Below are 26,641 nucleotides of genomic sequence, written 5' to 3'. Positions count from 1 at the left end.
TCCCCAATGACGCTCACTGAATTGAAATACATCGTCGCGGTTGCCCGCGAACGGCACTTCGGCCGCGCGGCGGAAGCGTGTTTCGTCAGCCAGCCGACGCTGTCGGTGGCGATCAAGAAGCTCGAAGACGAACTGAACGTGCAGATTTTCGAGCGCGGGACGAGCGAAGTCAGTGTCACGCCCGTCGGTGAGCAGATCGTCTCGCAGGCGCAGCGTGTGCTGGAGCAGACGCTCGCCATCAAGGAAATCGCCAAGCAGGGCAAGGATCCGCTCGTGGGACCGCTGCGCCTCGGTGTGATCTATACGATCGGACCGTATCTGCTGCCAACGCTCGTCAAGCAGATGATCCGGCGCGTTCCGCAGATGCCGCTGATGCTGCAGGAAAACTACACGCTCAAGCTGATCGAACTGCTGAAGCAGGGCGAAATCGACGTCGCGATCATGGCGCTGCCGTTCCCGGAAACCGGCCTGATGCTGCGTCCGCTGTATGACGAGCCGTTTGTCGTCGCGCTGCCGTCCGGTCACGCATGGGAAACGCGCGCGAAAATCGATCCGGGCGACCTGAAGCAGGAAACAATGCTGCTGCTCGGCAGCGGCCATTGCTTTCGCGATCACGTCCTCGGCGTGTGTCCGGAGCTGATGCGTTTCTCGCAGAACGCCGATGGAATCCAGAAGACGTTCGAAGGTTCCTCGCTGGAGACGATCCGTCATATGGTCGCGAGCGGCGTCGGTATCACGGTGCTGCCGCGCATGTCGGTGACGGAAGTGAAGCCGCACGCCGGTGGCGTCGACTCGGGGCTCCTCAGCTACGTGCATTTCGACGAGCCGGTGCCCGACCGTCGCGTCGTGCTGGCGTGGCGCAAGAGCTTCACGCGAATGCCGGCCATTGACGCCATCTGCGATGCGATCAACGCCTGCGATCTGGCGGGCGTGAGCAAGCTCGACCTGCCCGCCGCTGTCAGTTAAAGCGCCCTTTCAGGCTGGCCGCTGGCGTTGCCCAGGACGGCCAGCCGAAGCCCGTCTCCGCTGAGGGCTTCAGCTATCGAATAGATTTATTTAATTAAATTCAGTAATTCGATAGTCATCGATATAGTTTCCTCCATGGATCGCCCGATCCGACACCTCCGGAGGAACCGATGAATCAAGCCCATTCCACGCTTGCCCAGCCCACCGCCCAACCTGCGCGGCAAGCTACGACGCTCCCGGTAGAAAACTTTGCCTCATCGCTGCGCACTGTCGCGATGGCGCTGCTCGTCGATCGCGCGATTTCAGCCTGACGCCCGCCGTCACACCGCAGCACGCCCAATTTCCAATAAAAGCCAGGAGTAGAAGGATGTCTGAACGCAAACTCACCACTGCCGCCGGCGCGCCCGTCGCCGACAACCAGAATTCGATGACCGCCGGCACGCGCGGCCCGGTCGCGCTGCAGGACGTGTGGCTGATCGAGAAGCTTGCGCATTTCGACCGCGAGGTCATTCCTGAGCGACGCGTCCACGCAAAAGGTTCGGGTGCGTTCGGCACACTGAAGGTCACGCACGACATCTCGCGTTTCACGAAAGCAAAAGTGTTCGCGGAAGTCGGCAAGGAAACGCCGCTCTTTCTGCGTTTTTCGACCGTGGCCGGTGAGCGCGGCGCCGCCGACGCCGAGCGCGATGTGCGTGGCTTCGCGATCAAGTTCTACACGGAAGAGGGCAACTGGGACGTGGTCGGCAACAACACGCCGGTGTTCTTTATCCGCGATCCGCTGAAGTTTCCGGATTTCATCCACACGCAGAAGCGCGATCCGTACACGAACACGCGGAGCAACATCGCGGCGTGGGACTTCTGGTCGCGCCATCCGGAGTCGCTCCATCAGGTGACGATCCTGATGAGCGATCGCGGCATTCCGCAGAACTACCGGCAGATGCACGGCTTCGGCTCGCACACGTACTCGTTTATCAACGCGAACAACGAGCGCTTCTGGGTGAAATTTCACTTCAAGTCGATGCAGGGCATCGAAAACTTCACCGATGCCGAGGCCGCACAGGTGATCGCCGGCGATCGCGAAAGCGCGCAGCGCGATCTCGTCGCGAACATCGACAGCGGGAATTTCCCGAAGTGGCGCTTCTGCATTCAGGTGATGCCGGAAGCGGATGCCGCGACGTATCGCTACAACCCGTTCGACATCACGAAAGTGTGGTCGCAGAAGGATTACCCGCTGATCGACGTCGGCACACTTGAATTGAATCGTAATGCCGGCAACTACTTCGTGGATGTCGAGCAGGCGGCGTTTTCGCCGGCGAACGTGGTGCCGGGCATTGGTTTCTCGCCGGACCGTCTGCTGCAGGGACGTCTCTTCTCGTACGGCGATACGCAGCGCTACCGGCTTGGCGTGAATCATCACCAGATTCCGGTGAATGCTTCGCGGGTCGCGTCGCCGCATTCGTTCCATCGCGACGGCGGGATGCGCACCGATAGCAACCTGGGTGGCACGGTGAACTACGAGCCGAACCGTTTCGGTGACTTCGCGCAGGACCGCAATGCGGCGGAGCCGCCGCTCGCGGCGGGCGCCGTCGACCGCTACGACCATCGCGACGATGACGACTACTACAGCCAGCCGGCCGCGCTGTTCCAGATCTTCGACGCGGCGCAACGCGAGCGGTTGTTCGGCAACATCGCACGGCACATCAAGGGCGTGCCGGACGACATCATCGCGCGGCAGATCGAGCACTTCCGGCGCATCGATCCAGCGTATGCGGAGGGCGTTGTCGCCGCGCTCGTGAAACTTGAAGAACGCGAAGTGACGAAGTAGCGGCAGTCACGCAGGAAGGCGGTGCGCATCGGCGCGCCGCCCGGATGTGAGGGTGAATTGAGGGAAACGATCATGAACCAGATGATGCAGGCGATTAACCGCACAAACGTCAGGCGTGGTACGAATGCAGCGCGGTATGCCGTGCAGGTTCAGGCGCAGGTTCAGGGCGCGACTGTTGCCAGAAAAATGATGGGATTTGCGATTGTCACCAGCGGTTTTGCGGTGATCGCTGCGCAGGCATTGCAGCACGTTTTCGGCGGCTGACGTCGGGGGCGTGACATCTGGTCAATGCGCGTGTACAGGCTTGTCCGAGCTTGTCCAGGCTACACTGTCGGGCGATCCAGCGTTCGGGACGGCATAGGCGATCCAGAACCTGCCGAGCGGTTTGTATCACTCTTTAAAGGAGTCTTCATGGCCAGGAAAGAAGCTATTCAGCACGTCAATATCGGTATCAGCGACAAGGATCGCAAGAAGATCGCGGAAGGGCTGTCGCGTCTGCTCGCGGACACGTACACGCTTTACCTGAAGACCCACAACTTCCACTGGAACGTGACGGGCCCGATGTTCAACACGCTGCATCTGATGTTTGAGACGCAGTACACCGAACTCGCCATGGCCGTCGACCTGATCGCCGAACGCATCCGCGCGCTGGGCGTGCATGCGCCGGGCAGCTACAAGGAATTTGCGAAGCTGTCGTCGATTCCTGAAGCAGACGGCGTTCCGGCGGCCGAAGACATGATCCGTCAACTCGTGGAAGGCCAGGAAGCCGTCGTGCGCACCGCGCGCGAAATCTTCCCGTCGACGGAAGCGGCCAACGATGAACCGACCGCCGATCTCTTGACCCAACGCATGCAGACGCACGAAAAGACCGCGTGGATGCTGCGTTCGATGCTGGCTTGAGGTTGAAGCGTTAGTTCGGCGCCTGTGGTGCATCCGCGCTGAAACGGTAGAAGAGCGGCCCGACAGTTGATGCCTGTCGGGCCGTTTTCGTTTTGCGAGCGTGTGCTTGTGCTTGTGCTTGTGCCTGTGCATGCAGCGTGTGCGGGGCACGGGCGGGCGGCTGCGCTCGTATCGCGCGATTGCGGTGCTGCGAGCCGCCGTCTTCGCCACTGCTCTAGAATGTCAGGATTGCTCTTCCCTGCCTCCCCATGTTCGCACGACTTCCGCTCTATCTCCGCCTTGTCCGCATGGACAAACCGATCGGCAGCCTGCTGCTGCTGTGGCCGACGCTCAATGCCCTGTGGATTGCGTCGGAGGGTCATCCATCGTATTCGCTGCTCGTGATCTTTGTGGTCGGCACGATCCTGATGCGCTCGGCGGGCTGCGCGATCAACGATTACGCCGACCGCGATTTCGACCGCTACGTGAAGCGCACGGAGAACCGCCCGATCACGTCCGGCAAGATCAAGGCGTGGGAAGCCGTGGCGCTTGCCGCGGGGCTATCCCTGATCGCATTTTTGCTGATCCTGCCGCTGAATACACTGACGAAGGAACTGTCAGTCGCCGCGCTCTTCGTTGCCGGCTCGTATCCGTTCACGAAGCGGTTCTTCGCGATTCCGCAGGCCTATCTCGGCATCGCGTTTGGCTTCGGTATTCCGATGGCGTTCGCGGCGATCCAGAATCAGGTGCCGACGATCGCGTGGGTGATGCTGCTGGCCAACGTGTTCTGGTCGGTCGCGTACGACACCGAATACGCGATGGTCGATCGCGACGACGACATCAAGATCGGCATTCGCACGTCCGCACTGACCTTCGGCCGCTTCGATGTGCTCGCGATCATGCTCTGCTACGCGGCGACGCTCGGTATCTACGTTGGGATCGGCATCGTGCTGGGCTTCGGCGTGCTGTACTGGCTTGGCTGGGCGGCAGCGGCAGGCTGCGCGATCTATCACTACACGCTGATCCGCAATCGCGAGCGCATGCCGTGCTTCGCAGCCTTTCGCCATAACAACTGGCTGGGCGGCGCATTGTTCGCCGGTATTGCCGCGCATTACGCAGCGGGTGCGTTCTAAGCCGCGTCAGCCGGTTACTGCTTCCCAAACTCGTCGCCCATCGCTTTCGCACGCGCGTTGGCAGCCAGCGCGCCGCGCACGATGGCGTCCTTCACGCCCGATGCCTCGAACGACGCGAGCGCCGCCGCTGTCGTGCCGCCCTTCGACGTCACGCGTTCGCGCAGAACAGCCGGCGGCTCATCGGACTGCGCCGCAAGTTGCGCCGCGCCCGTGAAGGTGGCGACCGCGAGCGCGCGGCCTTGCGCCGCATCCATACCGAGCTGGCGTGCGGCTTCTTCCAGCGCCTCGATGAAATAGAACACGTACGCCGGGCCGCTGCCGGAAATGGCGGTGACGGCGTCGATCTTTGCTTCTTCGTCGAACCATACTGTGTTGCTCACTGCGCCGAGGACGTCAGTTGCGAGTGTGCGGCCCGCTTCATCGACTCCGGCCGTTGCGAACAGACCCGTCGCGCCCATGCCGATCAGCGCGGGCGTATTCGGCATCGTGCGCACGACGCGCGCATGGCCGTTCAGCCAGCGCGACAGGTCGTCGGCGCGAATGCCCGCGGCAATGCTGATGACGAGCTGCGACGAACGAAGATGCGGCGCGAGACCTTCCGCCACACTCTTCAGGATCTGTGGCTTGACCGCGAGCAGAATGGCGTCGAACGAAGCGAGCGCTGCGTCAGCAGCGGCGCCGGTGCGCACGCCGAACTGCTGCTCGTTGCGGGCTCGCGCTTCTTCGTTGGGGTCGATCGCATACAGATCGGCGGGCGCGACGCCGCGCTTGATGAGACCGCCGATGAGCGCCGCAGCCATATTGCCGCCGCCGATGAAAGCAATTTTCATGATGTTCCGTGAAGTGTTCTGTTCAGTTTGAGTAGTCACGCGCGCCGAAAATTGCCGTGCCGACACGCACGATCGTCGCGCCTTCGATTACGGCCGCTGCGAGATCGCCTGACATGCCCATCGACAACGTGTCGAGTTCGAGCCCATCTGCACGAAGCTGTTCGAAGAGCTCGCGCAGCAGACGGTGCGGCGCACGTTGCTCTTCGACGCTGCCAGCCGGTTCGGGGATCGACATCAGACCACGCAGACGCAGCCTGGGTAGCGCTGCGATCGCGCGGGCAAGCTCCAGTGCTTCGGCGGGCGCAACACCGCTTTTCGACGCTTCGCCGCTGGCGTTCACCTGCAGGCACACGTTGAGCGGTGCCAGACCATCCGGCCGCTGCTCGGAAAGCCGCTCGGCAATCTTCAGGCGATCGATCGAGTGAACCCAGTCGAAATGTTGCGCGACTGGCTTCGTCTTGTTCGATTGCAGCGGACCAATGAAATGCCATTCAAGATCCGCGCGCAGATCGGCCAGCGATTCAATCTTGGTGATCGCTTCCTGCACGTAGTTTTCGCCGAATGCACGCTGACCTGCGGCATGCGCCGCGCGCACGTCTTCGGCTGGGAACGTTTTCGAAACGGCTAGCAGCGTAACAGAGCGCGGGTCGCGACCCGCCACTTGAGCGGCAAGAGCGATGCGCTGATGCACGGCGTCGAGGTTATGGATGAGATCGGGCATGAGGCGGTTGAACACATAGCAGGGCGATGTACGGAATTATACGGACGCCGCCCTGCGGCGCCGACTCAGCCGAACGGCCAGGTAGAAAACATCAGGCCGACAGCATATGCTCAACCAACTCGATCCAGTGCGTGACCGGAATCGATGTGCCGCTTTGCAGATGCGCGATGCAACCCACGTTGGCCGAAACAATCAGTTGCGGTTCCAGCGCGCGCAACCGTTCGAGCTTCTGGTTACGCAACGTGTAGGAAAGCGTCGGCTGCGTGAGTGAATAGGTGCCGGCCGAACCGCAGCACAGGTGGCTGTCGGCGGGCAGGCGCACTTCGATGCCGAGCGCGGTGAGCAGGTGCTCGACGTGCCCGCGGACCTGCTGTCCATGCTGCAGCGTGCACGGCGGGTGGAAGGCGACTGTATGCACGGAACGGCGGCGCGCGAGGGCCACGAGCGATTCTTCGAAGTCGGGCAGGATTTCGCAGATGTCGCGCGTCAGTGCCACGATGCGCTGCGCCTTGCCGGCATACGCCGGGTCGTTGCGCAGCAGGTACGCATATTCGCGCACCGTCGCGCCGCAGCCTGACGCGTTCATCACGATCGCTTCCGCGCCCGCTTCGACGTGCGGCCACCACGCGTCGATGTTGGCGCGGATGTCGTCGAGGGCTTCGTCGTTGTAGCCGAGGTGCAGGCGGATCGCGCCGCAGCAGCCGGCCTCCGGCGCGACGATGGTCTCGATGCCGAGGGCGTCAAGCACACGCGCGGTCGCGGTGTTGACGTTCGGCATCATCGAAGGCTGCACGCAGCCGGCCAGCATCAGCATCTTGCGCGGGTGCTGCGCTGTGGGCCATTCGAGCAGCGGCTGACGCGCGGGCACCTTGTCGCGCAGCTTCCTCGGCAGGAGCGGGCGGACGTGCTGGCCGAGCCGCATCGCGGGCGTGAAAAGCGCGCTGTTCGGCAGGAAGCTCGCGAGCACGCGGCGCAGCAGGCGCTGGCCGGGCGGCCGTTTTACATGCTCCTCGACGACCTTGCGGCCGATTTCGACGAGGCGCCCGTATTGCACGCCGGACGGGCACGTCGTCTCGCAGTTGCGGCACGTCAGGCAACGGTCGAGGTGCATCTGCGTGCTGCGCGTCACAGGCGCCCCTTCCACCATCTGCTTGATCAGGTAGATGCGGCCGCGTGGGCCGTCGAGTTCGTCGCCGAGTAGCTGGTAGGTGGGACAGGTTGCCGTGCAGAAGCCGCAATGCACGCATTTGCGCAGGATGGAGTCGGCTTCGTCGCCATCGGGGGTGTTGCGAATGAAGTCCGCGAGGTTGGTTTGCATCGCGCGCTCAGAAGTCGGGGTAGAGCCGGCCGCGATTGAAGATGCGGGCCGGGTCGAACGCGGTTTTGAGGCCGCGGTGGATTTTCATCAACGGAGCGGGCAGCGGCGTGAACACGCCTGCGCTGCGGTCGTAGCCGTGTCCGGTGCGGAAGATCGTCGCGTGGCCGCCAGCCTGCTTCGCGCTGATGCGGACGGTCTGCGCGTCGGTGTCGGTGATCCACCAGCGTTGCGCGCCGCCCCATTCCATCAGCTGCGCGCCCGGAAGCTGTAAAGGCTCGGTGATCGACGGCAACGCGAGACGCCACAACGCGGCGCCGGGTGCGATCGCGGAGAAGAACGGGTCGGTCTGTTCACGCAGCCCGGCCCAGAAACGCTCGGCTTCGACCGCATCGACCACTTCGCCGCCGAGCGATGTACGCGCCGACTTGACCGCGGCTTCCGCGCCGGCAAGGCGCATGGCGAGCGTGCCGTTGCGCCAGGCGCTCGCGGTGATGGGCAGCGGACGGCCGCCCCATTCGTTGAGCTTGCGCACGGCGTCGGTGCCGTTCATGTCGAACTTGAGCGTCGCTTCGGCGACGGGGCGCGGCATCACCTTCACGGACAATTCGAGGATCAGGCCGAGCGTGCCGAGCGAGCCGGCCATCAGGCGCGACACGTCGTAACCGGCGACGTTCTTCACGACCTGCCCGCCGAAGTGCAGCTTCTGCCCCTGGCCGTTCATCACGACCGTGCCGAGCACGAAGTCACGCACGGCGCCCGCGGACGGCCGGCGCGGCCCGGCGATGCCGGCCGCGATGCAACCGCCGAACGTCGCCTGCGGGCCGAAGTGTGGCGGTTCGAACGCGAGCATCTGCCGGTGTTCGGCGAGGGCCGCTTCGATTTCGAGGAGCGGCGTGCCGGCGCGTGCGGTGATCACGAGTTCGGCCGGGTCGTAAGCGATGATGCCGCGATGCGCACGCGTGTCGAGGATTTCGCCTTCCAGGCTCTGGCCGTACCAGTCTTTCGTACCGCCGCCGCGAATGCGCACCGCGCGTCCTTCAGCGCTGGCCGAACGGATACGTTCAGACCAAACGGCGACGATGTCGTCCTCTTCCATGGCGTCCTGCTTCGTTGTGTTTCGTCCGATTGTACCGGGCGGGGCGGCTCTGGCAACCCGGAGCCGACCCGTACGGGTAATGCGGCCGGAGCTTTGATGGACGGAAGGCGTGGGTCAGGGCCCGCTTGCCGCGCATGTCCATGTCGAACGGACGAAAGCGCCAAAACCGGCGCCGCCGGGATCCGGTTGCACCGTCGAAGAACGGCCGCCGCCTCAGGCGACGGACCGCAGCGACTCCGGCTTCAGTAGCATTGCGCCGCGAGCCGGAACCGCAGCAACGCACGGATTCAGCGCCGTCCGTCGTACCTAAAACCGCGGCAGCTCCGGATGCGGCAACAATCCCCCGCGCACATGCATCCGGCCATATTCCGCGCAACGGGCGCGCGTCGGAATTCCCTTATCCGGATTCAGCAGACCGGGCGGATCGAACGCACGCTTCACTGCGTGAAAGGCGTCGCGCTCTTCCGGCGAGAACTGCACGCACATCGAATTGATCTTCTCGATGCCGACACCGTGTTCGCCCGTTATCGTCCCGCCCAGTTCGACGCAGCATTCCAGAATGTCCGAGCCGAACGCCTCGGCGCGATGCCATTCGTCGAGATCGTTGCCATTGAAGAGAATCAGCGGATGCATGTTGCCGTCGCCCGCGTGGAACACGTTGATACAGCGCAGCGAATATTTCTTCTCCATCTCCTCGATGCGCGACAGCAGCGGGCCGATGCTGCGGCGCGGCACGGTGCCGTCCATGCAGTAGTAGTCGGGCGAGATGCGGCCCGCCGCCGGAAACGCGTTCTTGCGTCCTGACCAGAACTTGAGCCGCTCGCTTTCCGTGCGCGAAATCTGGATGCGCGTCGCGCCGCACTCGCGCAACACCGCGGTCATGCGGACAATCTCCTCGGAGACTTCTTCCGGCGTGCCGTCCGATTCGCATAGCAGGATGGCTGCAGCGTCGAGGTCGTAGCCGGCGTTGACGAATTCCTCGACGGCGCGCGTCGCGGGCTTGTCCATCATTTCGAGGCCGGCCGGGATGATGCCCGCCGCGATGATGCCGGCGACCGCATCGCCACCTTTCACGACGTCGTCGAAGCTGGCCATGATGACCTGCGCGGTCTGCGGCTTCGGGATCAGCTTGACGGTGACTTCAGTGACGATCGCGAACATGCCTTCACTGCCGATCAGCACCGCGAGCAGGTCGAGCCCGGGCGCGTCGGGTCCGAGCGAGCCGAACTCGACGATGTCCCCTTCCATCGTCACGGCCCGCACGCGCAGCACGTTGTGCACGGTGAGCCCGTACTTGAGGCAATGCACGCCGCCGGAATTCTCGGAGACGTTGCCGCCGATCGTGCAGGCGATCTGCGAAGAGGGATCAGGCGCGTAGTAAAGGCCGTAGGGTGCAGCGGCTTCCGAAATGGCGAGGTTGCGCACGCCCGGTTGAACGGTCGCGGTGCGCGCGTATGAATCGACCTCGACGATCTTGCGAAAGCGCGCAAGCGACACGACGACCCCGTGGCGGATCGGCAGCGCGCCGCCCGACAGACCGGTGCCCGCGCCACGTGGCACGATCGGCACATCGAGCCGGTGACAGATCTGGACGATGCGCTGCACCTGCGACTCGGTTTCCGGCAGCGCGACCGCAAGCGGCAGCCGCCGGTATGCGGCCAGACCGTCGCAATCGTAGGCGACCGTATCTTCTTCGCGATACAGCAGACAATGCGTCGGCAGCACGGCCATCAGGGCCTGCACGACTTCGCGCTGGCGCTGGGCGAGAACTTCAGGCGAAAGTTCGCCAGGTGCGTTCATGTCTCCTCCTTGTGCGGGCGCGCGGTCGGGGTATGCCGGTTCGCCCGTCGGGTCATGCTGCCCAGGAAAAAATCTTGCCCGGGTTCATCAGATTGCGCGGGTCGAGCGCGTGCTTGATTGCGCGCATCGTGTCGACCGTATCTTCGCCGTGTTCCTCAAGAAGAAAACCCATCTTGTGCAGACCGACGCCATGTTCGCCGGTACAGGTGCCGTCCATGCGCAGCGCGCGCTCGACGATGCGATGGTTCAGCCGCTCGGCTTCGACGAGTTCTTCCGGCCTGTTCGGATCGATCAGGATCGCGACGTGAAAATTGCCGTCGCCAACGTGGCCGACGATCGGGCAGGGCAGCGGCGATTCCTTCAGGTCCTGCTCGGTTTCGACGACACATTCCGCGAGACGCGAGATCGGCACGCAGACATCGGTCGTGACCGCGCGGCAGCCGGGCTTCAGTTGCAGCATGGCGAAGTAGGCGTTGTGTCGCGCGTTCCACAGACGGTTGCGCTCTTCCGGACGCGTCGCCCATTCGAAGCCTTCACCGTGGTTCTGCGCGGCGATTTCCTGAACGAGTTCGGCCTGTTCCTTGACGCCAGCTTCAGTGCCGTGGAACTCGAAGAAGAGTGTGGGCGCTTCGCGCAGCGTCAGGTTCGAATGACGGTTGATCGAGCGGATCGCGAGCGAATCGACGAACTCGACGCGTGCGATCGGCACGCCGATCTGGATCGTCTCGATGACGGCACGCACCGCATCACCCATCGATGGAAACGTGCACACCGCAGCCGACACCGCGTCTGGCTGCGGATAGAGCCGCACGGTGATTTCGGTGATGACGCCGAGCGTGCCTTCCGAGCCTACAAAGAGGCGCGTCAGGTCGTAACCCGCCGACGATTTGCGTGCCCGCGTACCGGTCTTGATGATGCGGCCGTCGGCGAGCACGACGGTCAGGCCGAGCACGTTCTCGCGCATCGTGCCGTAGCGCACGGCGTTGGTGCCCGAAGCACGCGTCGCCGACATGCCGCCGATGCTCGCGTCCGCGCCCGGATCAATCGGGAAGAAAAGGCCGGTATCGCGCAACGCTTCGTTCAACTGCTTGCGCGAAATGCCTGGCTCGACGGTGACGGTGAGGTCTTCTGCGTTGATCGACAACACATGATTCATCTCCGACAGGTCGATCGACACGCCGCCCTGGACGGCAAGCAGATGTCCTTCGAGCGATGAGCCGTTGCCATACGGAATCACCGGCGCGTCGTGCTGTGCACAGAGCTTGACGATGGTCTGTACTTCTTCGGTCGTGCGCGCGTAGACGACGGCGTCGGGCAGTTGCGGATCGAAGGGGGATTCGTCGCGGCCGTGATGGGCGCGCACGGCGTCGGATGTCGAAGCGCGCTCGGAGAACGCGGACTTGAGCGCAACCAGCAGGTCCGCGGGGAACGGGCGGCGCAACGGTGCCGGGGGCACAGGATGATTCACGCGAGTCTCCTGAAAGCGGACGGGTTGTTCTATTGATGCAGCCCATTTTACGCCGATCACCCGCCTGGCGCGGGTCGCGGCTGACAAACCTATAATGGCGCGATGGCCGCACGTGCCCGCTGGCGTGAGGTAGCGCATTATCAGTGGATTGTCACCGCATCGTCACCACATCAAGGAAGACATCATGGGCTACCGCCTGAGTAAAATCGCCACCCGGACAGGCGACGACGGCACCACCGGTCTCGGCGACGGCCGGCGCGTGCGCAAGGACGACGCGCGGATTGCCGCCATTGGCGACGTCGATGAGCTGAATTCGAACCTTGGTGTGCTGCTGTGCGAAGCGTTGCCCGACGACGTGCGGAAGGCGCTGTTCGCGATCCAGCACGATCTGTTCGATCTCGGTGGCGAGCTCTGTGTTCCTGGCCACACGATGATTGTCGACGCGCAGCTTGCGCAACTCGACGCGTGGCTCGCCCATTACAACGCAACCTTGCCGCCGCTGAAGGAGTTCATCCTGCCAGGCGGTTCGCGCGCCGCGGCCGTGGCGCATGTCTGCCGGACAGTATGTCGCCGGGCCGAGCGGTCGATCGTGGCGCTCGGCCAGACTGAGACGATCAACGCGGCGCCACGTCAGTACGTGAACCGGCTTTCCGATCTGCTGTTCGTGCTCGCGCGCGTGATGAACCGCGCCGATGGTGGCACGGACGTGCTGTGGGAGCACGATCGCAAATCGACGTGAGCAGCATGAGGGATAAGCGCTGAAATGGCACCCGGCCGGCTTGCCGATCGGTTCGCTTGCGACTTCGATCGACGCGCAGACCGGAACGCCGCCCTTCAGATTCCCGCTTCGCGCTCCACCTTCGACTTCGGCCCGAGCCGGTCGCTGCTCGTCGGCGCGTGCACATCCCGTGACGCGAATCCCGCTTCGTTCTCCGGCAGATCGAGCCACTCCGGGTGAGCGAGCGTTTCGCGAATATCGGCAAGACCCGTCGACCAGTGGTCCAGCATCGTATTGAAGCCGAACTGGAAGTCCTTGAACTGGTTTTCGAACGGCTTGTCCTTGTAGATCAGTTGCACGACGTTGTAGCGCTTGTCTGTCGACATCTGCGCGGCGATCTTGCACCACGGGTCGTTTTCGAGTGCTTCCGGGCTCACGTGACGCAACACCTCGCGAAGCGTCCGACGCAGCAACTGCGTGCGACGCACGTCATGGGTAACGGCTCGCGTCCGGCTGGAATACTGGATGTCTTTCGTCCGGTCGTCGACCTGTCCCATGTTCGACGGCAGGACGCCCTGTGCGCTCCACAGATCGACCTGGAAGGCGAGCGTGTCGCGCCGCGGCGTTTGCCCCAGTACCTCCGACAGCGGCGTGTTGGAAATGAGGCCGCCGTCCCAGTAGAACTGTCCGTCCACTTCGACGGCCGGAAAGCCCGGTGGCAGCGAGCCGGACGCCATGAAGTGTTCCGGCCGCAACGTGAGGTGCGCATTGTCGAAGAACGTCAGGTTGCCCGTTGCCACATTCGCGGCGCCCACGCACACGCGCGTGCCGCCGTGATTGATCCGGTCGAAATCGGCAAACCGCTCGAGCGTGCCCTTCAGCGCACGTGTGTCGTAATAGCTGGCTTCGGTCACCTTGAGCGATTGCGGCCCGACCGGTGGCGGAAAGCGTGGCGTGAAAAAGCCCTTCTGCCCATCCAGCAGCGCCCGGGCCGCATAAAACGAGGAAAACGCCTGTCGATAGGAGTCGGATATGCCGTACAGGCGGGTTTCGAGCTCGGCCGGCCAGAAATGCAGCGGGAACGCCGGCTGGCAGATCGTGGTCCAGAACTGCTTCAACGCGTCGACGCGTTTCTCGGGTGCATTGCCCGCGATGATTGCCGTATTCAATGCGCCGATCGAGATGCCCGCGACCCAGTTGGGATGAATGCCAACCTCGGCGAGCCCTTCATAGACGCCGGCCTGATAGGAGCCGAGCGCGCCGCCGCCCTGCAGGACGAGCGCCACGGTTTCGTAGTGCTGCGAGACCGTCTCGTTGAGCGGAGCCGGAGTGTGGTTTGTCTGGGTCGCCATTTTTTGCCTCGTTGTTAAGCGAGCCGGTCTGCCCGGCGTACCGTCTTCTGGAACGTGTGACTCAGCGGCTCTCCTGATCGGCCGACAGGTAATCGAATGCCACTTCGCCCAGCGCCAGCGTGAGGTCGGCGATGATGTGCCGCGCCTCGACGATCTCCAGCACCGGCAGGTCGCCCACCGGGGCAAGCGCGTGCGACGAGAGCGTCAGCGAAGCCGGGCCGCTCCACGCGCCTTTGACGTGAATGTCCTTCAGGTGGTAGCGGACGATCTCGCAGATGCGCGGCGTGCCATCCACATGCGGAATGATCTTCAGCAGATAGTTGTCGCCGCTCATCTTGACGCGTTCGGCTTCGGCATCGAGCGCGGTGTGCTTGTAGCCCATCGTGCCCGTCGCGACGCGCACCGGGCCGAAATCGAGCGTGCCGACCAGCACGTCGATATGGGTCTCCAGTTTCGGTGACGCGAGCTTCTTCGGAAAGCCCCACAACTCGCGACCGCCGGCGATCGGCGGGTGATCGTCCAGATACATCGCGTGCGTGTACGCGCCGGCCTTGCCGTTGAATTTGACCGGGATGACCTGGCCGCTTTCCGTGTAATCGCCGAAGCCTGTGGAATCCGGCATCCGGATGAACTCGTAATGCACGAGATCCGTGTAGACCTCGAGCGGCTCCGGCACGAGCGCGCGCAGCTTCTCGATATCGGTGCGGTACGTGATGATCATGAATTCACGATTGACGAACCGGTACGGCCCGATCGGGTAGGCCGGGCTCGTCAGCGGCATCGAGAATGCGGTTTCGCGTACTTGTTCGATTTTCATGAGATCTCCGAAAACAATGTTCGGGAGAGCGTCGGAAGCGGCCTGCGGGACGCTCTGGGCGGGAAATAAAACGGCGGATCAGCAGGATAGCGGAACCGCGACCGGGCGAACCGGTACGTGCGACAACACTCCAGATACTCGATCAAATCCTTTTGCGTCGCAACAGGCTTTTCGGCATAAGACGAATCCTGGGCGACATGGCGCGCGAAGCAGCCGACATGAAAGGACGAACGATTCGAACCGTCACAAATCTGGTGTAGCGCGCACGCGATCAGCGCCCGAAAAAAATGCCGCCGGGTTTGAGCAACCGGGCGGCATGGATAGCCAGAAGCAGGTTCAAGCGAGCCCCTTCAGCGAAGATAAAACATACAGCCAGCGCTTAATTCCCGCTCCCGCGCGCGACGCGTCGCTGCTTGACCGATTCGGCGAGGCCCTCGAGCACGCCGGTGCTTTCGTCCCAGCCGATACATGCATCGGTGACGCTCTGACCGTACGTCAGCTCGCAGCCTTCCTGCAGGTCCTGGCGGCCCGCCACCAGATGCGATTCGACCATCACGCCGACGATCCGCTCGTCGCCGGCAGCGATCTGGCTGCCGATGTCCGCGCACACCGGAATCTGGTTCTCGTGCTTCTTCGAGCTGTTCGCGTGGCTCGCGTCGATCATCAGGCGCGCAGCAAGACCGGCCTTGCCGATGTCGGCGCACGCGGCGTTTACGCTTTCCGCGTCGTAGTTCGGCGCCTTGCCGCCGCGCAGGATGATGTGGCAATCCTCATTGCCGGCCGTCGACACGATTGCCGAATGGCCGCCCTTCGTCACCGACAGGAAATGGTGCGGCTGCGACGCGGCCTTGATCGCATCGACGGCGATCTTCACGTTGCCGTCCGTGCCGTTCTTGAAGCCGACCGGGCACGACAGGCCCGAAGCCAGTTCGCGGTGCACCTGCGATTCGGTCGTACGCGCGCCGATCGCGCCCCACGAGATCAGATCGGCGATGTACTGCGGGCTGATCATGTCGAGGTATTCGGTGCCCGCCGGCAGGCCGAGTTCGTTGATTTTCAGCAGCAGTTCGCGCGCGGTACGCAGGCCGTCGTTGATCTTGAAGCTGTTGTCCATGTACGGGTCGTTGATGAGACCCTTCCAGCCCACCGTCGTGCGCGGCTTTTCGAAGTACACGCGCATCACGATCTCGAGTTCGCCCGCGAAGCGCTTGCGCTGCTCGATCAGACGACCGGCGTATTCGAGCGCGGCCTTCGTGTCGTGAATCGAGCAGGGTCCGATGACGACGATCAGGCGGTCTTCCATGCCGTGCAGGATGCGATGCATCGACTGACGCGCGTTGTAGATCGTGTTCGACACGTTTTCGTCGAGTGAGAATTCGCGGATCAGGTGCGCCGGCGGCGTCAGTTCTTTCAATTCTCGAATGCGGACATCGTCGGTATTGTGCGGGGGCATGCTTGTTCTCCAGGATTCAGTTCGTAGCGTGTTCGCGCGGGAAAGATCTCAAGACCGCGGCAAACGAACTCAAAGGCGTTCAACGTCAAATCAGTAAAAAGCGGACGGGCGAAAAAAAACCGCCAGACTCGCTGGCGGTTTTTCGGGAATTCCAGGTGTTTCGTGCACTAACACCCCTCTCGATCCGCCAGCGGTCTGAGATGCCAGAAAAAATAAAAGTAAAACTTGGCGGAAGACATGGCGAAAAAGTGTCGCTCGTCGAAAAGGTTGAATGGCTTTATAACCCGCTCAGGCGCGCGTGACAAGCATCGACCTGCAAAAATGCGGATATTCCGCACGTTCCATGTAAAAAATGCACGAAACGTGCGCCGAGGCGACAATCAGACTGTACCGCCGACCGTCATGCGATCGATGCGCAGCGTCGGCTGGCCGACGCCCACCGGCACGCTCTGGCCTTCCTTGCCGCAGACGCCGACGCCCGTATCCAGCGACATGTCGTTGCCAATCATGCTGACGAACTTGAGCGATTCCGGGCCGCTGCCGATCAGCGTCGCGCCCTTGACCGGGTAGCTGATCTTGCCGTTCTCGATCATGTACGCCTCGGACGCCGAGAACACGAACTTGCCGTTCGTGATGTCGACCTGGCCGCCGCCGAAGTTCACCGCATACAGGCCGTTCTTCACCGATGCGATGATTTCCTGCGGATCCTTGTCGCCGTTCAGCATGTACGTGTTGGTCATGCGCGGCATCGGCAGCGCGGCGTACGACTCGCGGCGCGCGTTGCCCGTCACCGGCATCTTCATCAGGCGCGCATTCAGCGTGTCCTGGATGTAGCCCTTCAGGATGCCGTCCTCGATCAGGGTCGTGCACTGCGTCGGGTTGCCTTCGTCGTCGATGTTCAGCGAGCCGCGACGGTTCGGCAGCGTGCCGTCGTCGACCACCGTGACACCCTTTGCCGCCACCTGTTCGCCGATGCGTCCAGCGAACGCCGACGAACCCTTGCGGTTGAAGTCGCCCTCAAGACCGTGGCCGATCGCTTCGTGCAGCAGCACGCCAGGCCAGCCCGGTCCGAGCACGACGGTCATCGCGCCGGCAGGCGCCGGGCGTGCGTCGAGGTTCACGAGCGCTGCATGGACGGCGTCGTCGACGTACTTCGACAGGATTTGGTCGGTGAAATAGCCGTAGTCGAAGCGTCCGCCGCCGCCACCGCTGCCGATTTCGCGGCGGCCGTTCTGTTCGGCGATCACCGTGACCGACACGCGCACCAGCGGACGGATGTCCGCGGCCAGCGCGCCGTCGCTGCGCGCGACGAGCACGACGTCGTATTCGCCGGCGAGGCCCGCCATCACCTGCTTGATGCGCGGATCGCGGCCGCGCGCCATCTGCTCGATGCGTTCGAGCAGCTTGACCTTGGCGGTCGCGTCGAGCGAATGCAGCGGATCGGACGGCAGATACAGGTCGCGGCCCGCGATGCCGGTCAGCGACGAGGCCACCTTGATCTTCTGCTTGCCGCCGCCCGCCTTCGCAATCGACCGGGTGGCAAGCGCCGCCTGGCGGATCGCTTCGGGCGACAGGTCGTCCGAATATGCGAACGCCGTGCGGTCACCCGACACGGCGCGCACGCCGACGCCCTGATCGATGCTGAAGCTGCCCGATTTGACGATGCCTTCTTCCAGACTCCACGCTTCGCTGCGCGTCGCCTGGAAATACAGGTCGGCGTAGTCGATGCGATGCGTGAAAATTTCCGCGAGCGTGCGGGTGAGAACGCCTTCGTCGAGGCCATAGGGCGTGAGGAGCACGTCCTTGGCGGTCGCGAGGTTACGGATGCCGGGTTCGATGATATTCATGCGAGGTCTGGTCTTTTCAATGCAAAGGATTCGGTCGGAACGGGCGTCGATGTCAGGTTCATTAGATGGATCGTCGGCGCGGCGCTTTCAAGGTCAGTCTGGATCAGGTGATGTGAACGTCAGGACGCGATGTCGCCATGCAGGCAGGCTCTGGCGGACTTCATCGATGCGTGCGCGCTCGATATTACCGGCTACGACGCCCGCGCCTTCGTCACGCACTGCAACAATCTCGCCCCACGGGTCGATCAGCATGCTGTGGCCCCAGGTCCGGCGGCCGTTTTCGTGTTTGCCACCCTGCGCGGCGGCCAGCACGTAACACTGGTTCTCGACGGCGCGGGCGCGCAGCAGCGTTTCCCAATGCGCGCGGCCCGTCGTGTAAGTGAACGCGGACGGTACGACGATCATCGCGCAATCGCCCATCCGGCGATACAGCTCCGGAAAGCGAAGATCGTAGCAGACGGACAGACCGACCCGTCCGAACGGCGCGTCGAACGTGCGGACTTCGTCGCCGGGGCGGATCGTGCGCGCTTCGTCGAACGATTCCTCGCCTTTTTCGAAGCTGAAGAGGTGGATCTTGTCGTAGCGGGCGGCTTCACGGCCCTGCGGGTCGAAGACGAGCGTCGTATTCAGCACGCGGGTCACTTCGGGCGCGGTCAGCGGCAGCGTACCGCCGATGATCCAGACCTTGTGGCGGCGCGCCGCGTCGGCGAGAAAACGCTGGATCGGCCCGTCGCCATATGCTTCGCGGACGGTGAGCTTGTCGGTGTCCTTGAAGCCCATGAAGCAGAAGTATTCCGGCAGCAGCACGAGCTGTGCGCCATCGGCGGCCGCTTCGGCGATGAGACGGTCGGCTTCGGCGAGATTGCGGTCGCGCTCGGGCGTGCTCACCATCTGCAGCGCGGCAACCCGGAACGACGCGAGGGAGGACGGAGAATCGGCGTGTTGATCGCTCATGAGCGTTTCGAAAGACTCCCGGCTGGGCGGCGCGCATTCCGCAGGCTTCGCGAACCCCGCGTACCTGACAACGCGCCGGGGACAAATCATGGCAATACCGTCGCAAACTGCCTGCCACGGCAACTGCCCGCGACAGGGTCCGATCAGCACTTACTCAACGGCAGCCGGAACCGGCGTGTTCATCTTACCGCGATCGACACGGACCCGCTCGATGTGCGGTTTCGCCCACGGGCCGGTGATCGCGTAGTCCATCGCGAAGGCGTGTTCGATCGACTGCGACAGCGCGAAGTCCGCGAGCAGCGCACCGAGACCGAACAGCGGGTTAATGACCGCGGCGACCACGACGCCCGCGCCCGCGCTGACCGTCGGCGTGACGTGCACGCGCAGGTCCTCGGTTTCATGGGCGAGATCGACGGTGCCCTTCATGTTGGCGCGCGCGGGCGCCAGGACCATCTCGAAGTTATCCGTACGGCCGACGCCATTGTCGATCTTCGCCGTGCCCGTCACGCTTTCGAACGGCAGGCCTTCGCCGATCACGTCGCGGAAGTTGAGTGTCGCGTAGTGCGCAAGGCTTTGCAGGCTGATCACGCCGAGCAGTTTCGCCACGCCCGGATCCACCTTCAGGATCTGCCCATGACGCAGATCGACGGCGAGCGTGCCATCGAGCGTCGGGTAATCGATCACCGTCGGGCCGCCGAGCCAGACGAGCTTGCCCGACAGCGTGCCGGAGCCTGCCTTGATCGTATGCGCGAGGCCGGCGCGTTCGAGCAGCGCGCCGGCATCCTTGATGTCGAGCTTGAAGTCGAGCGCCGTGCGACGCGGCGCTTCTTGTTCGGAATTGCTGGTCAGTGTCTGATCGGTGCGCCAGTTCGCCGTCGCGGTCAGCGTCGCGGCGGGATTGCTGATGTCGAGTTTGTCCAGTTGCCAGACGGGCACACCGTCTTCGTCGAAATTGTGCGCATCGACTTCCAGCCGGCCGAGGTTGCGCTCGCGCACGATCAGCTCGTTCACGATCAGATCGATCGACGGCATGTTCTGCGCGGGCACCGACATCGCGCGGCCGAGCAGATCTTTTTCAGTCGCCGACGGAATCACGAGTTTCGCAAAGCGCGCCTGCAAGGTACCCGGCGAATCTTTCGTCGCGCCCGGCAGCCACGAGACGTGACCGGACACCTGGTTCGAGCCGATGTTCGCCTGCCACCGGCCGGCGTCGCGCGACGCGCCGACGACGAGGTCGTCCCAGTGGCGCTTCAGGAGCGTGAGTGTGCCGATATGGATCGCGAAGCGCGTCGGCAGGAACTGCTGTGCCGTCGTGTTCGGCACGCCGGGCTGGATGGCGTCCTTGCTGCCGCTGCGCATCTGCGAGATGAGCGCGCGCCACGCGTCGGCGTCCAGCTGCTCGACGTCGGCCGTGGCAGTGACGCCCTCCAGCGGCAGATCAGCCGGTTTGTTGACGCCGATCGCGCCGCGAACGACCGTCAGCGGCTGCTTCGGGTCGTGGCGTAGCAGGTAAGTGGCGGCGACGGGGCCGAAGGTGAGGTCGGCGCGTTGCAGGCCGGCGTCGGCGGGGCCGGCGGAAGAGGCGGACGCAGCCGGCGAGATGGAGGAACCGGAAGACCGCGGCGACCGGGATGCGCCACCCGCCGCACCCGTCAAAGGCGGCCGGAACGTGAAGCGCAGCGGCATCGGTTCGCCCATCGGCTTGTTGAACGGCGCGGGGAAGTTGAGCGCGAGGCCGGTCAGATCGGAGCTTGCCGTGACGTCGGGCGAGCGTCCCCTGGCGCCTTGAATGCTCATCTGATAGGGCGCGCTGCCGCTCATGTGCGCGAGCACCTGCGTGGCCGGCCCGCGCAGGTTCAGCCCCTGCGCGGCGTCGACGCCGATCCGGCCGGCGATATCGAATGCATACGTGCCGTCCTGCCGGTAGCCGCCACTCGCATGCACGTCGCCGCCAAGGAAGTGCGCGGACAGGCGATCGGTCTGCGCCGTGTGCTCCGTGAACCGCAGTTTGCCGTTGAGCCGCGAGAGCGGCGGCGCTTTCTCCATGACCAGCGTGTTGTTCTGGAAGCCGATCGTGCCGTCGACCGCGATGTGCGGCTTCGGCGTGCGCGGCACCGTGAGCTTGAGTGCGAGCGTGGCCGGTCCTTCGGCGCGGACCTTCCCGCCGGCGTGCTTCGAGATGCCGCCGAGCGCGCTGTTATTCACGTAGTCGAGCAGGTCGGCGAGCGGACCGCGTCCGTCGCCGGTGATGACGAGGTTCGACGCCCTCGTGCCGAGATCGTCGATCTTTCCGGTGACCTTGCCGAGCGCCACGCGCTTGTAGTGCGCGCGATCGACGTCGAAACGCAGCACGTTTTCCTTCAGCTCGAACTTGCCGTCGATGCCATCGAACGCGGGCCAGACACTCGGCGTGCCGTCCTTCAACGTTCGCGGCGGCCAGGGCGACGGCTCGAAGCGTCCGCCACGAAACGGTGCGACGATGTGAAACACGCCCGCGGTCGGATCGCGCGAGTAGGGGAATTTATCGAGGTTGCCGTGCACCTCGATCGTCGCGCCTTGCGAGGTGCCGCCCTGCAGACCGTGCCCGAGATAGAGACGCAGCTTTTCGCTGATGCTCGTCGGCAGATAGCGCGGAATCTGCGGCACCTTCGCGCGATCGAACACGGCCTTCAGATCGAGTGCGCCGCGTCCGTGGCCAGGGTTCGTGTAATTCGCGGTGACCGTGGCGGCGGTATCGGCATTCGCAACCGCGAGATCGGAGAGCACCACCGAGAACGCCTTGTGCTGCTCGCCTCGAGCGGCCGGCCTGATTTCCCAGTGACCGTGGCCGGTCATCCGGTCGAACAGCAGGCGCGGATCGTCGAACACGCCGGGCAGCGTGACGGCGACTTTGGCGGTGTCGATCGTGACGGCGCCGTGGTTTTCGTCCGCGTCGACGCTGCCCCACAGATTTTCGACCCCGGGAATGCCCGCGCGCGGGTGGTTCCGCAGGGTGAGACCCGGCGGCGGTTCCTGTGCGGCGACGCTGATGCCCTGCAGGTCGCCCTTGAAGCGGTAACGGACGATCGGTTCAGCGCCGGGCGGACGATGTTCGGCGGCGGCTTCGCCGGAATCGGGCTTGTCACGCTCGACTTCGATCACGTAGTTCGCGACCATTCCGCGCGGGTTGAAGCGCACGAGTTCGTTCAACAGTTTGCGTGGGAGTGGCAGCGCACGGCTGAATTCCGCGAGGATGCCGAGGTCGACGCGATCGCCATTGATGCTGATCAGCTGGCCGTGCTGGACGCTCGGCATCCGGAAACGGCCGTTCAGCGTCGAGAGCGTGAGCGAGCGCGTGACCGGCGTGCCGTCATCGAGCGGCGGCTGGCCGAGTTCGGCATGCAGGTCGCTCAACTGCAACTTGAAGTCGCGGCTGGCCAGGTCCACGTTCCAGATGAAATCCGCGACTGGCAGGTCGAGCTTCGGCTGCGTCGGACGCACGCGCATCGATACATTGGCGCCGGCCAGATGGCCGCCGGCGGAGGTCATGCGGCCCTCAGCGAAGTCGATCCAGATCGAGTTATCGATGCGGCCCGCGAAAGTTTCGACCGGGAAATCGATATAGCGCGCGAGCGTCGGCAGGTCGACCGGACCGGTAGACAGATACGCGTGACCTTTCCAGTTGATCGGCTTGCCGGCCGCCGAAAGCGGCGCGTGACGGAAGTTCGCGCGAAAGTCGAGCGGGCCGTGCAACACGTTGCCCTCGGCCGGCGCCTGTAACGCGAGCCGGTGATCGGACCCGTCGGTGAGAATCGCGAGACGGATGTCGTGCAGCTTGATTTCGGGCGCGTCGTGCCGTGCATCCCGCCAGCGCAGCGTGCCGCCGCGCAGCACGATGGCCTGCTGACGCAGCAGCCAGGTGGTGAACGTGTCGCTACCGGTGTGGCGGGTGGGAAGCGGCACGCCGGCGACGGACAGCACGCCGTCCGTGCCGCGCGCGATCAGCACGTCCGGTTTGTCGACGATCAGGGTCGAGAGCACCGGCGCGAATTGCAGGAACGACCTCCACGACAGGGTCGCGGTGGCGTGCGGAATGGTCAGCGCAGTGTTGCCGTCGCTATCGCGGATCGTGACGTTGGTGATGTCGAGGCCGGGCTGGAAGCCTGTCCAGTGCGGCGCAAGCTGGCCGATGTTCAGTTGCGCGTGCAACTTCGAGGACACGACCGCTTCGATGCGCGGACGAAACGAATCGATGTTCGGCAGGACCGCGTAACGCAAACCGAGGACGAGGGTCGCCACGATGAAGTACAGCACCAGCGCGAGTGCAAGGACGACTCGCAGCGTATGGCGCAGCACAGCATGGTCGCTCCCGCTGTTGGGCCTGGCGCGTCCGGCTTCGTGCGGCTCGGCGGATTCGTTTGGCTCGGACATGCTGCGACGGGTGGGCGTATGGTAGTTTTGCGGTCTGACGACGAAATGTAACACACGGGCCAGCGGCCACGGGCGTTGGGTGAAACGTCCGGCCAGCAAGCCTTGCGACGGGGTATGACATGGCGCGAAGCTCACCTTTGAAGCCGTGCTGATGGCTGCGCCGGACTCAACCTGTCCGCGCGATGTGCATGGTGTGCGTGTTGTGCGATGTCGCGATTGATGTAGCAACGAGCGAGCCAGACCTTAGATGACTGAATCCACCTTGATGAGTTCCGCCTGGTCGCACTACGCGGCACGCGCCGTGGCGGCCCGACCCGGACTCGCGGCACGCGTGGCGGCACTGGCTGCCGCGCCGGTCACCCGCGCACAGATCGACGCGCGGCTCGATGCGTTGACCGGCCAGCTTCGTGCCTCGTCCGATGTGCCGCTCACCGAAGATGCCCTGAAAAAGGCGCTTCGCCAGTTACGCACCGAGGTCTTCTGCGCCGTGATGGAGCGCGATCTGTCGGGCCGCGCGGATGTCGCCGAAGTCACCGGCACGATGACCGATCTCGCCGAAGCGACGATCCAGCGCGCGCTGGCCGTCCTGTCCGCCGACCTCGAAACGCTCTATGGCGAGCCGCACGGCCCGGATGGCGAGCGCCTCACGCTGGGCGTGGTCGGCATGGGCAAGCTGGGTGGCCGCGAGCTGAATGTGTCGTCGGATATTGATCTGATCTTTCTCTACGAAGAGGACGGCGAGACGGCCGGCGGCCAGCGCTCGCCGATTGCGACGCAGGACTTCTTCACGCGCCTCGGCAAACGGCTGATCGCCGCGCTCGCCGAAGTGACCGCCGATGGCTACGTGTTTCGTGTCGATATGCGGCTGCGTCCGAATGGCGATTCGGGGCCACTTGTGTGCAGCCTCGGCATGCTCGAAGAGTATTTCTATGTACAGGGCCGCGAGTGGGAGCGTTACGCGTGGATCAAGGGCCGGCTCGTGTCGGAAAGCGAGAGCGAGGCGGCGCGACGTCTGTCAAAGCAGCTCGACGCGATCGTCACGCCGTTCGTGTATCGCCGCTATCTGGATTTTGGCGTGATCGCGGCGATTCGCTCGCTGCATCTGCAGATCCGCCAGGAAGCGCAGCGCCGCGCGTCGATGCGTCCCGACAAGGCCGACGACATCAAGCTTGGACGCGGCGGCATCCGCGAGATCGAGTTCAGCGCGCAGGTGTTCCAGCTGATTCGCGGTGGTCAGGACGCGGGTTTCCGCGTGCGGCCGACGTTGAGCGTGCTGCGGCACGCCGCGGCGCACGGGCTGATCGCGCCTTCGGTGTGCGTCGAGCTTTCGCAGGCGTATCGCTTCCTGCGCGACCTGGAACACCGGCTGCAATACCGTAGCGACGCGCAAACGCACGCGATGCCGGTCGAGCCCGAAGAACGCGCGCAGCTCGCGAAGACAATGGGCTTCGACGATTACGCCTCGCTGATGACGACGCTCGACGGACATCGCGAACGCGTCGAACTGCAGTTCGATCAGATTTTCGCCGACAAGGTGAACGGTCAGCACGGCTGCGGCGCGCCGGAAGACGGCGCGGCGGTGTGGGTCTGGAGCAGCGCGCTCGATGACGAAAGCGCCGACGAAGCGCTGCGCGCGCGCATCGTCGAACTGGGCGTCGCGGAACCGGCGGAGCTGCTCGACCGGCTGCGTGCCGTCTGGCGTTCGTCGCGCTATACGGGGCTCGCCGAGCGTAGCCGACAGCGCTTCGACATCGTCGCGCAGCGCGCGCTCGAAGCCGCACGCACGCTGGAGCCGGCCGAGCGGCGCGGCGATACGATCGCGCGCTTCTTCGATCTGCTCGAAACGGTGAGCCGGCGCGGCGTGTATCTCGCGCTGCTGACGGAATATCCGGTGGCGCTGCATCGTGTGCTGTCGGTGCTGGGCGGCTCGCGCTGGGCGGCGGGTTACCTGATCCGGCATCCGCAACTGCTCGACGAACTGCTCGATGACGAGGCCATCGCAAGCCCGTTCGACTGGCCCGAGTTCAAGCGCACGTTGCGTGCGCGGATCGCCGCGGCGGACGGCGTGGAGCAGCAGATGGACCTGCTGCGCCACGCGCACCAGGCGGAAGTATTCCGGATCCTGCTCATCGATCTGGCTGGGCATCTTACCGTCGAGCATGTGAGCGACAGGCTCTCCGAACTCGCCGACGCCGTGCTCGACGTGACGCTCGAAGCCGTCTGGAAGACGGTCGCCAAACGGCATCGCGAGGTGCCGCGCTTCGCGGTGATCGCGTACGGCAAGCTGGGCGGCAAGGAACTGGGTTACGCGTCGGACCTCGACGTGATCTTCCTCTACGACGACCCCGACGATGCAGCCGCCGACGTCTACGCCACCTTCACGCGACGCCTCATCACATGGCTCACGATGGCAACGGGCGCGGGCACGCTCTTCGATGTCGATCTGCGCTTGCGGCCGAATGGCGAATCGGGGCTGCTCGTCACCGATCTGGACGCGTTCCGTCGTTATCAGCTGCGCGAAGGCGACGCGGCCAACACCGCGTGGGTGTGGGAACACCAGGCGCTGTCGCGCGCGCGTTACTGTGCGGGCGACGCGGAGATCGGCGCGCGGTTCGAGGCGATCCGCACCCAGGTGCTGACGACGCCGCGCGATGCCGCTTTGCTCGCGAAGGAAATTGTCGAGATGCGTGAGCGCGTCGCGGCGGGGCATCCGAACCGGACCGAACTGTTCGATCTGAAACACGACCGAGGTGGAATGGTCGATATCGAGTTCACCGTGCAGTACTGGGTGCTGCTGCACGCCGCGCGTGATCCGGAGCTGATCCGCAACACAGGGAATATTGCGCTGCTACGCGAGGTGTCGCGCTTCGGTCTGATGAGCGAGGAAGAAGCGGAGACAGTGGGGGCGGCTTACCGGACGTATCGCAAGCTGCAGCACAGGCTGCGTCTGGACGGGATGGAAAAGGCGCGGGTCGATCCGGAGCAGGTGAAGGCGGAGCGGGAAGCGGTGCTCGGGTTGTGGCGGCGGGTGTTTGGGTGAGGGCGGCGGGGCGG

Annotated in this window: 21 protein-coding genes; 9 read left to right on the top strand and 12 right to left on the bottom strand. The window is 64.2% G+C overall.

The genetic code is table 11. From position 1 onward, the window contains the following. Positions 1-6: 6 nt before the first annotated feature. The 6 genes from P3T21_RS08100 (at position 7) to ubiA (ending at position 4,803) form a co-directional block, all read left to right on the top strand. The gene (locus tag P3T21_RS08100) at positions 7-966 is read left to right on the top strand and encodes a LysR substrate-binding domain-containing protein (protein ID WP_429255403.1); all 960 of its coding nucleotides are present in this window, start codon (positions 7-9) and stop codon (positions 964-966) included. 170 nt (positions 967-1,136) lie between these two features. After that, positions 1,137-1,277: a hypothetical protein gene (locus tag P3T21_RS08095; RefSeq protein WP_429255402.1), complete on the top strand. Its 141-nt coding sequence runs from the start codon at positions 1,137-1,139 to the stop codon at positions 1,275-1,277. A 56-nt stretch (positions 1,278-1,333) separates the two neighbouring features. Then, positions 1,334-2,791 carry a catalase gene (locus P3T21_RS08090; protein WP_429255401.1) on the top strand — a complete coding sequence of 486 codons (1,458 nt, stop codon included), beginning with the start codon at positions 1,334-1,336 and terminating at the stop codon, positions 2,789-2,791. A 72-nt stretch (positions 2,792-2,863) separates the two neighbouring features. After that, positions 2,864-3,055 carry a hypothetical protein gene (locus P3T21_RS08085; protein ID WP_429255400.1) on the top strand — a complete coding sequence of 64 codons (192 nt, stop codon included), beginning with the start codon at positions 2,864-2,866 and terminating at the stop codon, positions 3,053-3,055. 147 nt (positions 3,056-3,202) lie between these two features. After that, positions 3,203-3,691, top strand: coding sequence for a Dps family protein (locus P3T21_RS08080; RefSeq protein ID WP_429255399.1), 489 nt, complete (start codon positions 3,203-3,205; stop codon positions 3,689-3,691). 248 nt (positions 3,692-3,939) lie between these two features. Beyond that, positions 3,940-4,803 carry a 4-hydroxybenzoate octaprenyltransferase gene (gene ubiA, locus P3T21_RS08075; RefSeq protein ID WP_429255398.1) on the top strand — a complete coding sequence of 288 codons (864 nt, stop codon included), beginning with the start codon at positions 3,940-3,942 and terminating at the stop codon, positions 4,801-4,803. 14 nt (positions 4,804-4,817) lie between these two features. Here ubiA and proC read toward each other — a convergent pair whose 3' ends face one another. The 6 genes from proC to P3T21_RS08045 form a co-directional block, all read right to left on the bottom strand. Then, on the bottom strand, positions 4,818-5,633 hold the full coding sequence (gene proC, locus P3T21_RS08070) for a pyrroline-5-carboxylate reductase (protein WP_429255397.1): 816 nt from the start codon (positions 5,631-5,633) through the stop codon (positions 4,818-4,820). Between the two features lie 22 nt (positions 5,634-5,655). After that, the gene (locus P3T21_RS08065) at positions 5,656-6,354 is read right to left on the bottom strand and encodes a YggS family pyridoxal phosphate-dependent enzyme (RefSeq protein WP_429255396.1); all 699 of its coding nucleotides are present in this window, start codon (positions 6,352-6,354) and stop codon (positions 5,656-5,658) included. A 91-nt stretch (positions 6,355-6,445) separates the two neighbouring features. Continuing rightward, positions 6,446-7,672 carry a glycolate oxidase subunit GlcF gene (glcF, locus tag P3T21_RS08060; protein WP_429255395.1) on the bottom strand — a complete coding sequence of 409 codons (1,227 nt, stop codon included), beginning with the start codon at positions 7,670-7,672 and terminating at the stop codon, positions 6,446-6,448. Between the two features lie 7 nt (positions 7,673-7,679). Next, positions 7,680-8,768: a glycolate oxidase subunit GlcE gene (gene glcE, locus P3T21_RS08055; protein WP_429255394.1), complete on the bottom strand. Its 1,089-nt coding sequence runs from the start codon at positions 8,766-8,768 to the stop codon at positions 7,680-7,682. Between the two features lie 306 nt (positions 8,769-9,074). Then, positions 9,075-10,568 (bottom strand): FAD-linked oxidase C-terminal domain-containing protein, encoded by a 1,494-nt coding sequence (locus tag P3T21_RS08050; RefSeq protein WP_429255393.1) that lies wholly within the window; start codon positions 10,566-10,568, stop codon positions 9,075-9,077. A 52-nt stretch (positions 10,569-10,620) separates the two neighbouring features. Further along, complete coding sequence (locus P3T21_RS08045) at positions 10,621-12,036, bottom strand: FAD-binding oxidoreductase (RefSeq protein ID WP_429255392.1); 1,416 nt, start codon at positions 12,034-12,036, stop codon at positions 10,621-10,623. Between the two features lie 184 nt (positions 12,037-12,220). Here P3T21_RS08045 and P3T21_RS08040 point away from each other — a divergent pair, with 184 nt between their 5' ends. Next, complete coding sequence (locus tag P3T21_RS08040) at positions 12,221-12,775, top strand: cob(I)yrinic acid a,c-diamide adenosyltransferase (protein ID WP_429255391.1); 555 nt, start codon at positions 12,221-12,223, stop codon at positions 12,773-12,775. A 95-nt stretch (positions 12,776-12,870) separates the two neighbouring features. Here the strand turns inward: P3T21_RS08040 and P3T21_RS08035 are convergent, their stop codons facing one another. The 3 genes from P3T21_RS08035 to aroG all read right to left on the bottom strand — a co-directional run bounded on the left by P3T21_RS08035 (position 12,871) and on the right by aroG (position 16,376). Further along, on the bottom strand, positions 12,871-14,106 hold the full coding sequence (locus P3T21_RS08035) for a DUF3734 domain-containing protein (protein ID WP_429255390.1): 1,236 nt from the start codon (positions 14,104-14,106) through the stop codon (positions 12,871-12,873). Positions 14,107-14,167: 61 nt separating this feature from the next. Beyond that, entirely contained in the window at positions 14,168-14,923 is a 756-nt protein-coding gene (locus P3T21_RS08030; RefSeq protein WP_429255389.1) for an acetoacetate decarboxylase, read from the bottom strand. Between the two features lie 379 nt (positions 14,924-15,302). After that, positions 15,303-16,376 (bottom strand): 3-deoxy-7-phosphoheptulonate synthase AroG, encoded by a 1,074-nt coding sequence (aroG, locus tag P3T21_RS08025; RefSeq protein WP_429255388.1) that lies wholly within the window; start codon positions 16,374-16,376, stop codon positions 15,303-15,305. Positions 16,377-16,378: 2 nt separating this feature from the next. Here aroG and P3T21_RS08020 point away from each other — a divergent pair, with 2 nt between their 5' ends. Further along, positions 16,379-16,678, top strand: a complete 300-nt coding sequence (locus P3T21_RS08020) for a hypothetical protein (protein ID WP_429255387.1) — start codon at positions 16,379-16,381, stop codon at positions 16,676-16,678. 78 nt (positions 16,679-16,756) lie between these two features. Here the strand turns inward: P3T21_RS08020 and tldD are convergent, their stop codons facing one another. From tldD to P3T21_RS08005, 3 genes are all read right to left on the bottom strand, one after another. Next, entirely contained in the window at positions 16,757-18,223 is a 1,467-nt protein-coding gene (gene tldD, locus P3T21_RS08015) for a metalloprotease TldD (RefSeq protein WP_429255386.1), read from the bottom strand. Between the two features lie 93 nt (positions 18,224-18,316). After that, positions 18,317-19,177 (bottom strand): carbon-nitrogen hydrolase family protein, encoded by an 861-nt coding sequence (locus tag P3T21_RS08010; RefSeq protein WP_429255385.1) that lies wholly within the window; start codon positions 19,175-19,177, stop codon positions 18,317-18,319. A gap of 150 nt (positions 19,178-19,327) precedes the next feature. Further along, on the bottom strand, positions 19,328-23,587 hold the full coding sequence (locus tag P3T21_RS08005) for a YhdP family protein (protein WP_429255384.1): 4,260 nt from the start codon (positions 23,585-23,587) through the stop codon (positions 19,328-19,330). 247 nt (positions 23,588-23,834) lie between these two features. Between P3T21_RS08005 and glnE the strand changes: the two genes are divergently transcribed. Continuing rightward, the gene (glnE, locus tag P3T21_RS08000) at positions 23,835-26,627 is read left to right on the top strand and encodes a bifunctional [glutamate--ammonia ligase]-adenylyl-L-tyrosine phosphorylase/[glutamate--ammonia-ligase] adenylyltransferase (protein ID WP_429255383.1); all 2,793 of its coding nucleotides are present in this window, start codon (positions 23,835-23,837) and stop codon (positions 26,625-26,627) included. Positions 26,628-26,641 lie beyond the last annotated feature (14 nt).

It is taken from the genome of Paraburkholderia sp. GAS334 (assembly GCF_050436625.1).
Taxonomy (GTDB): domain Bacteria; phylum Pseudomonadota; class Gammaproteobacteria; order Burkholderiales; family Burkholderiaceae; genus Paraburkholderia.
Note: the sequence above shows the minus strand (reverse complement) of the source record. Positions and strands in the feature narration are given on the sequence as shown.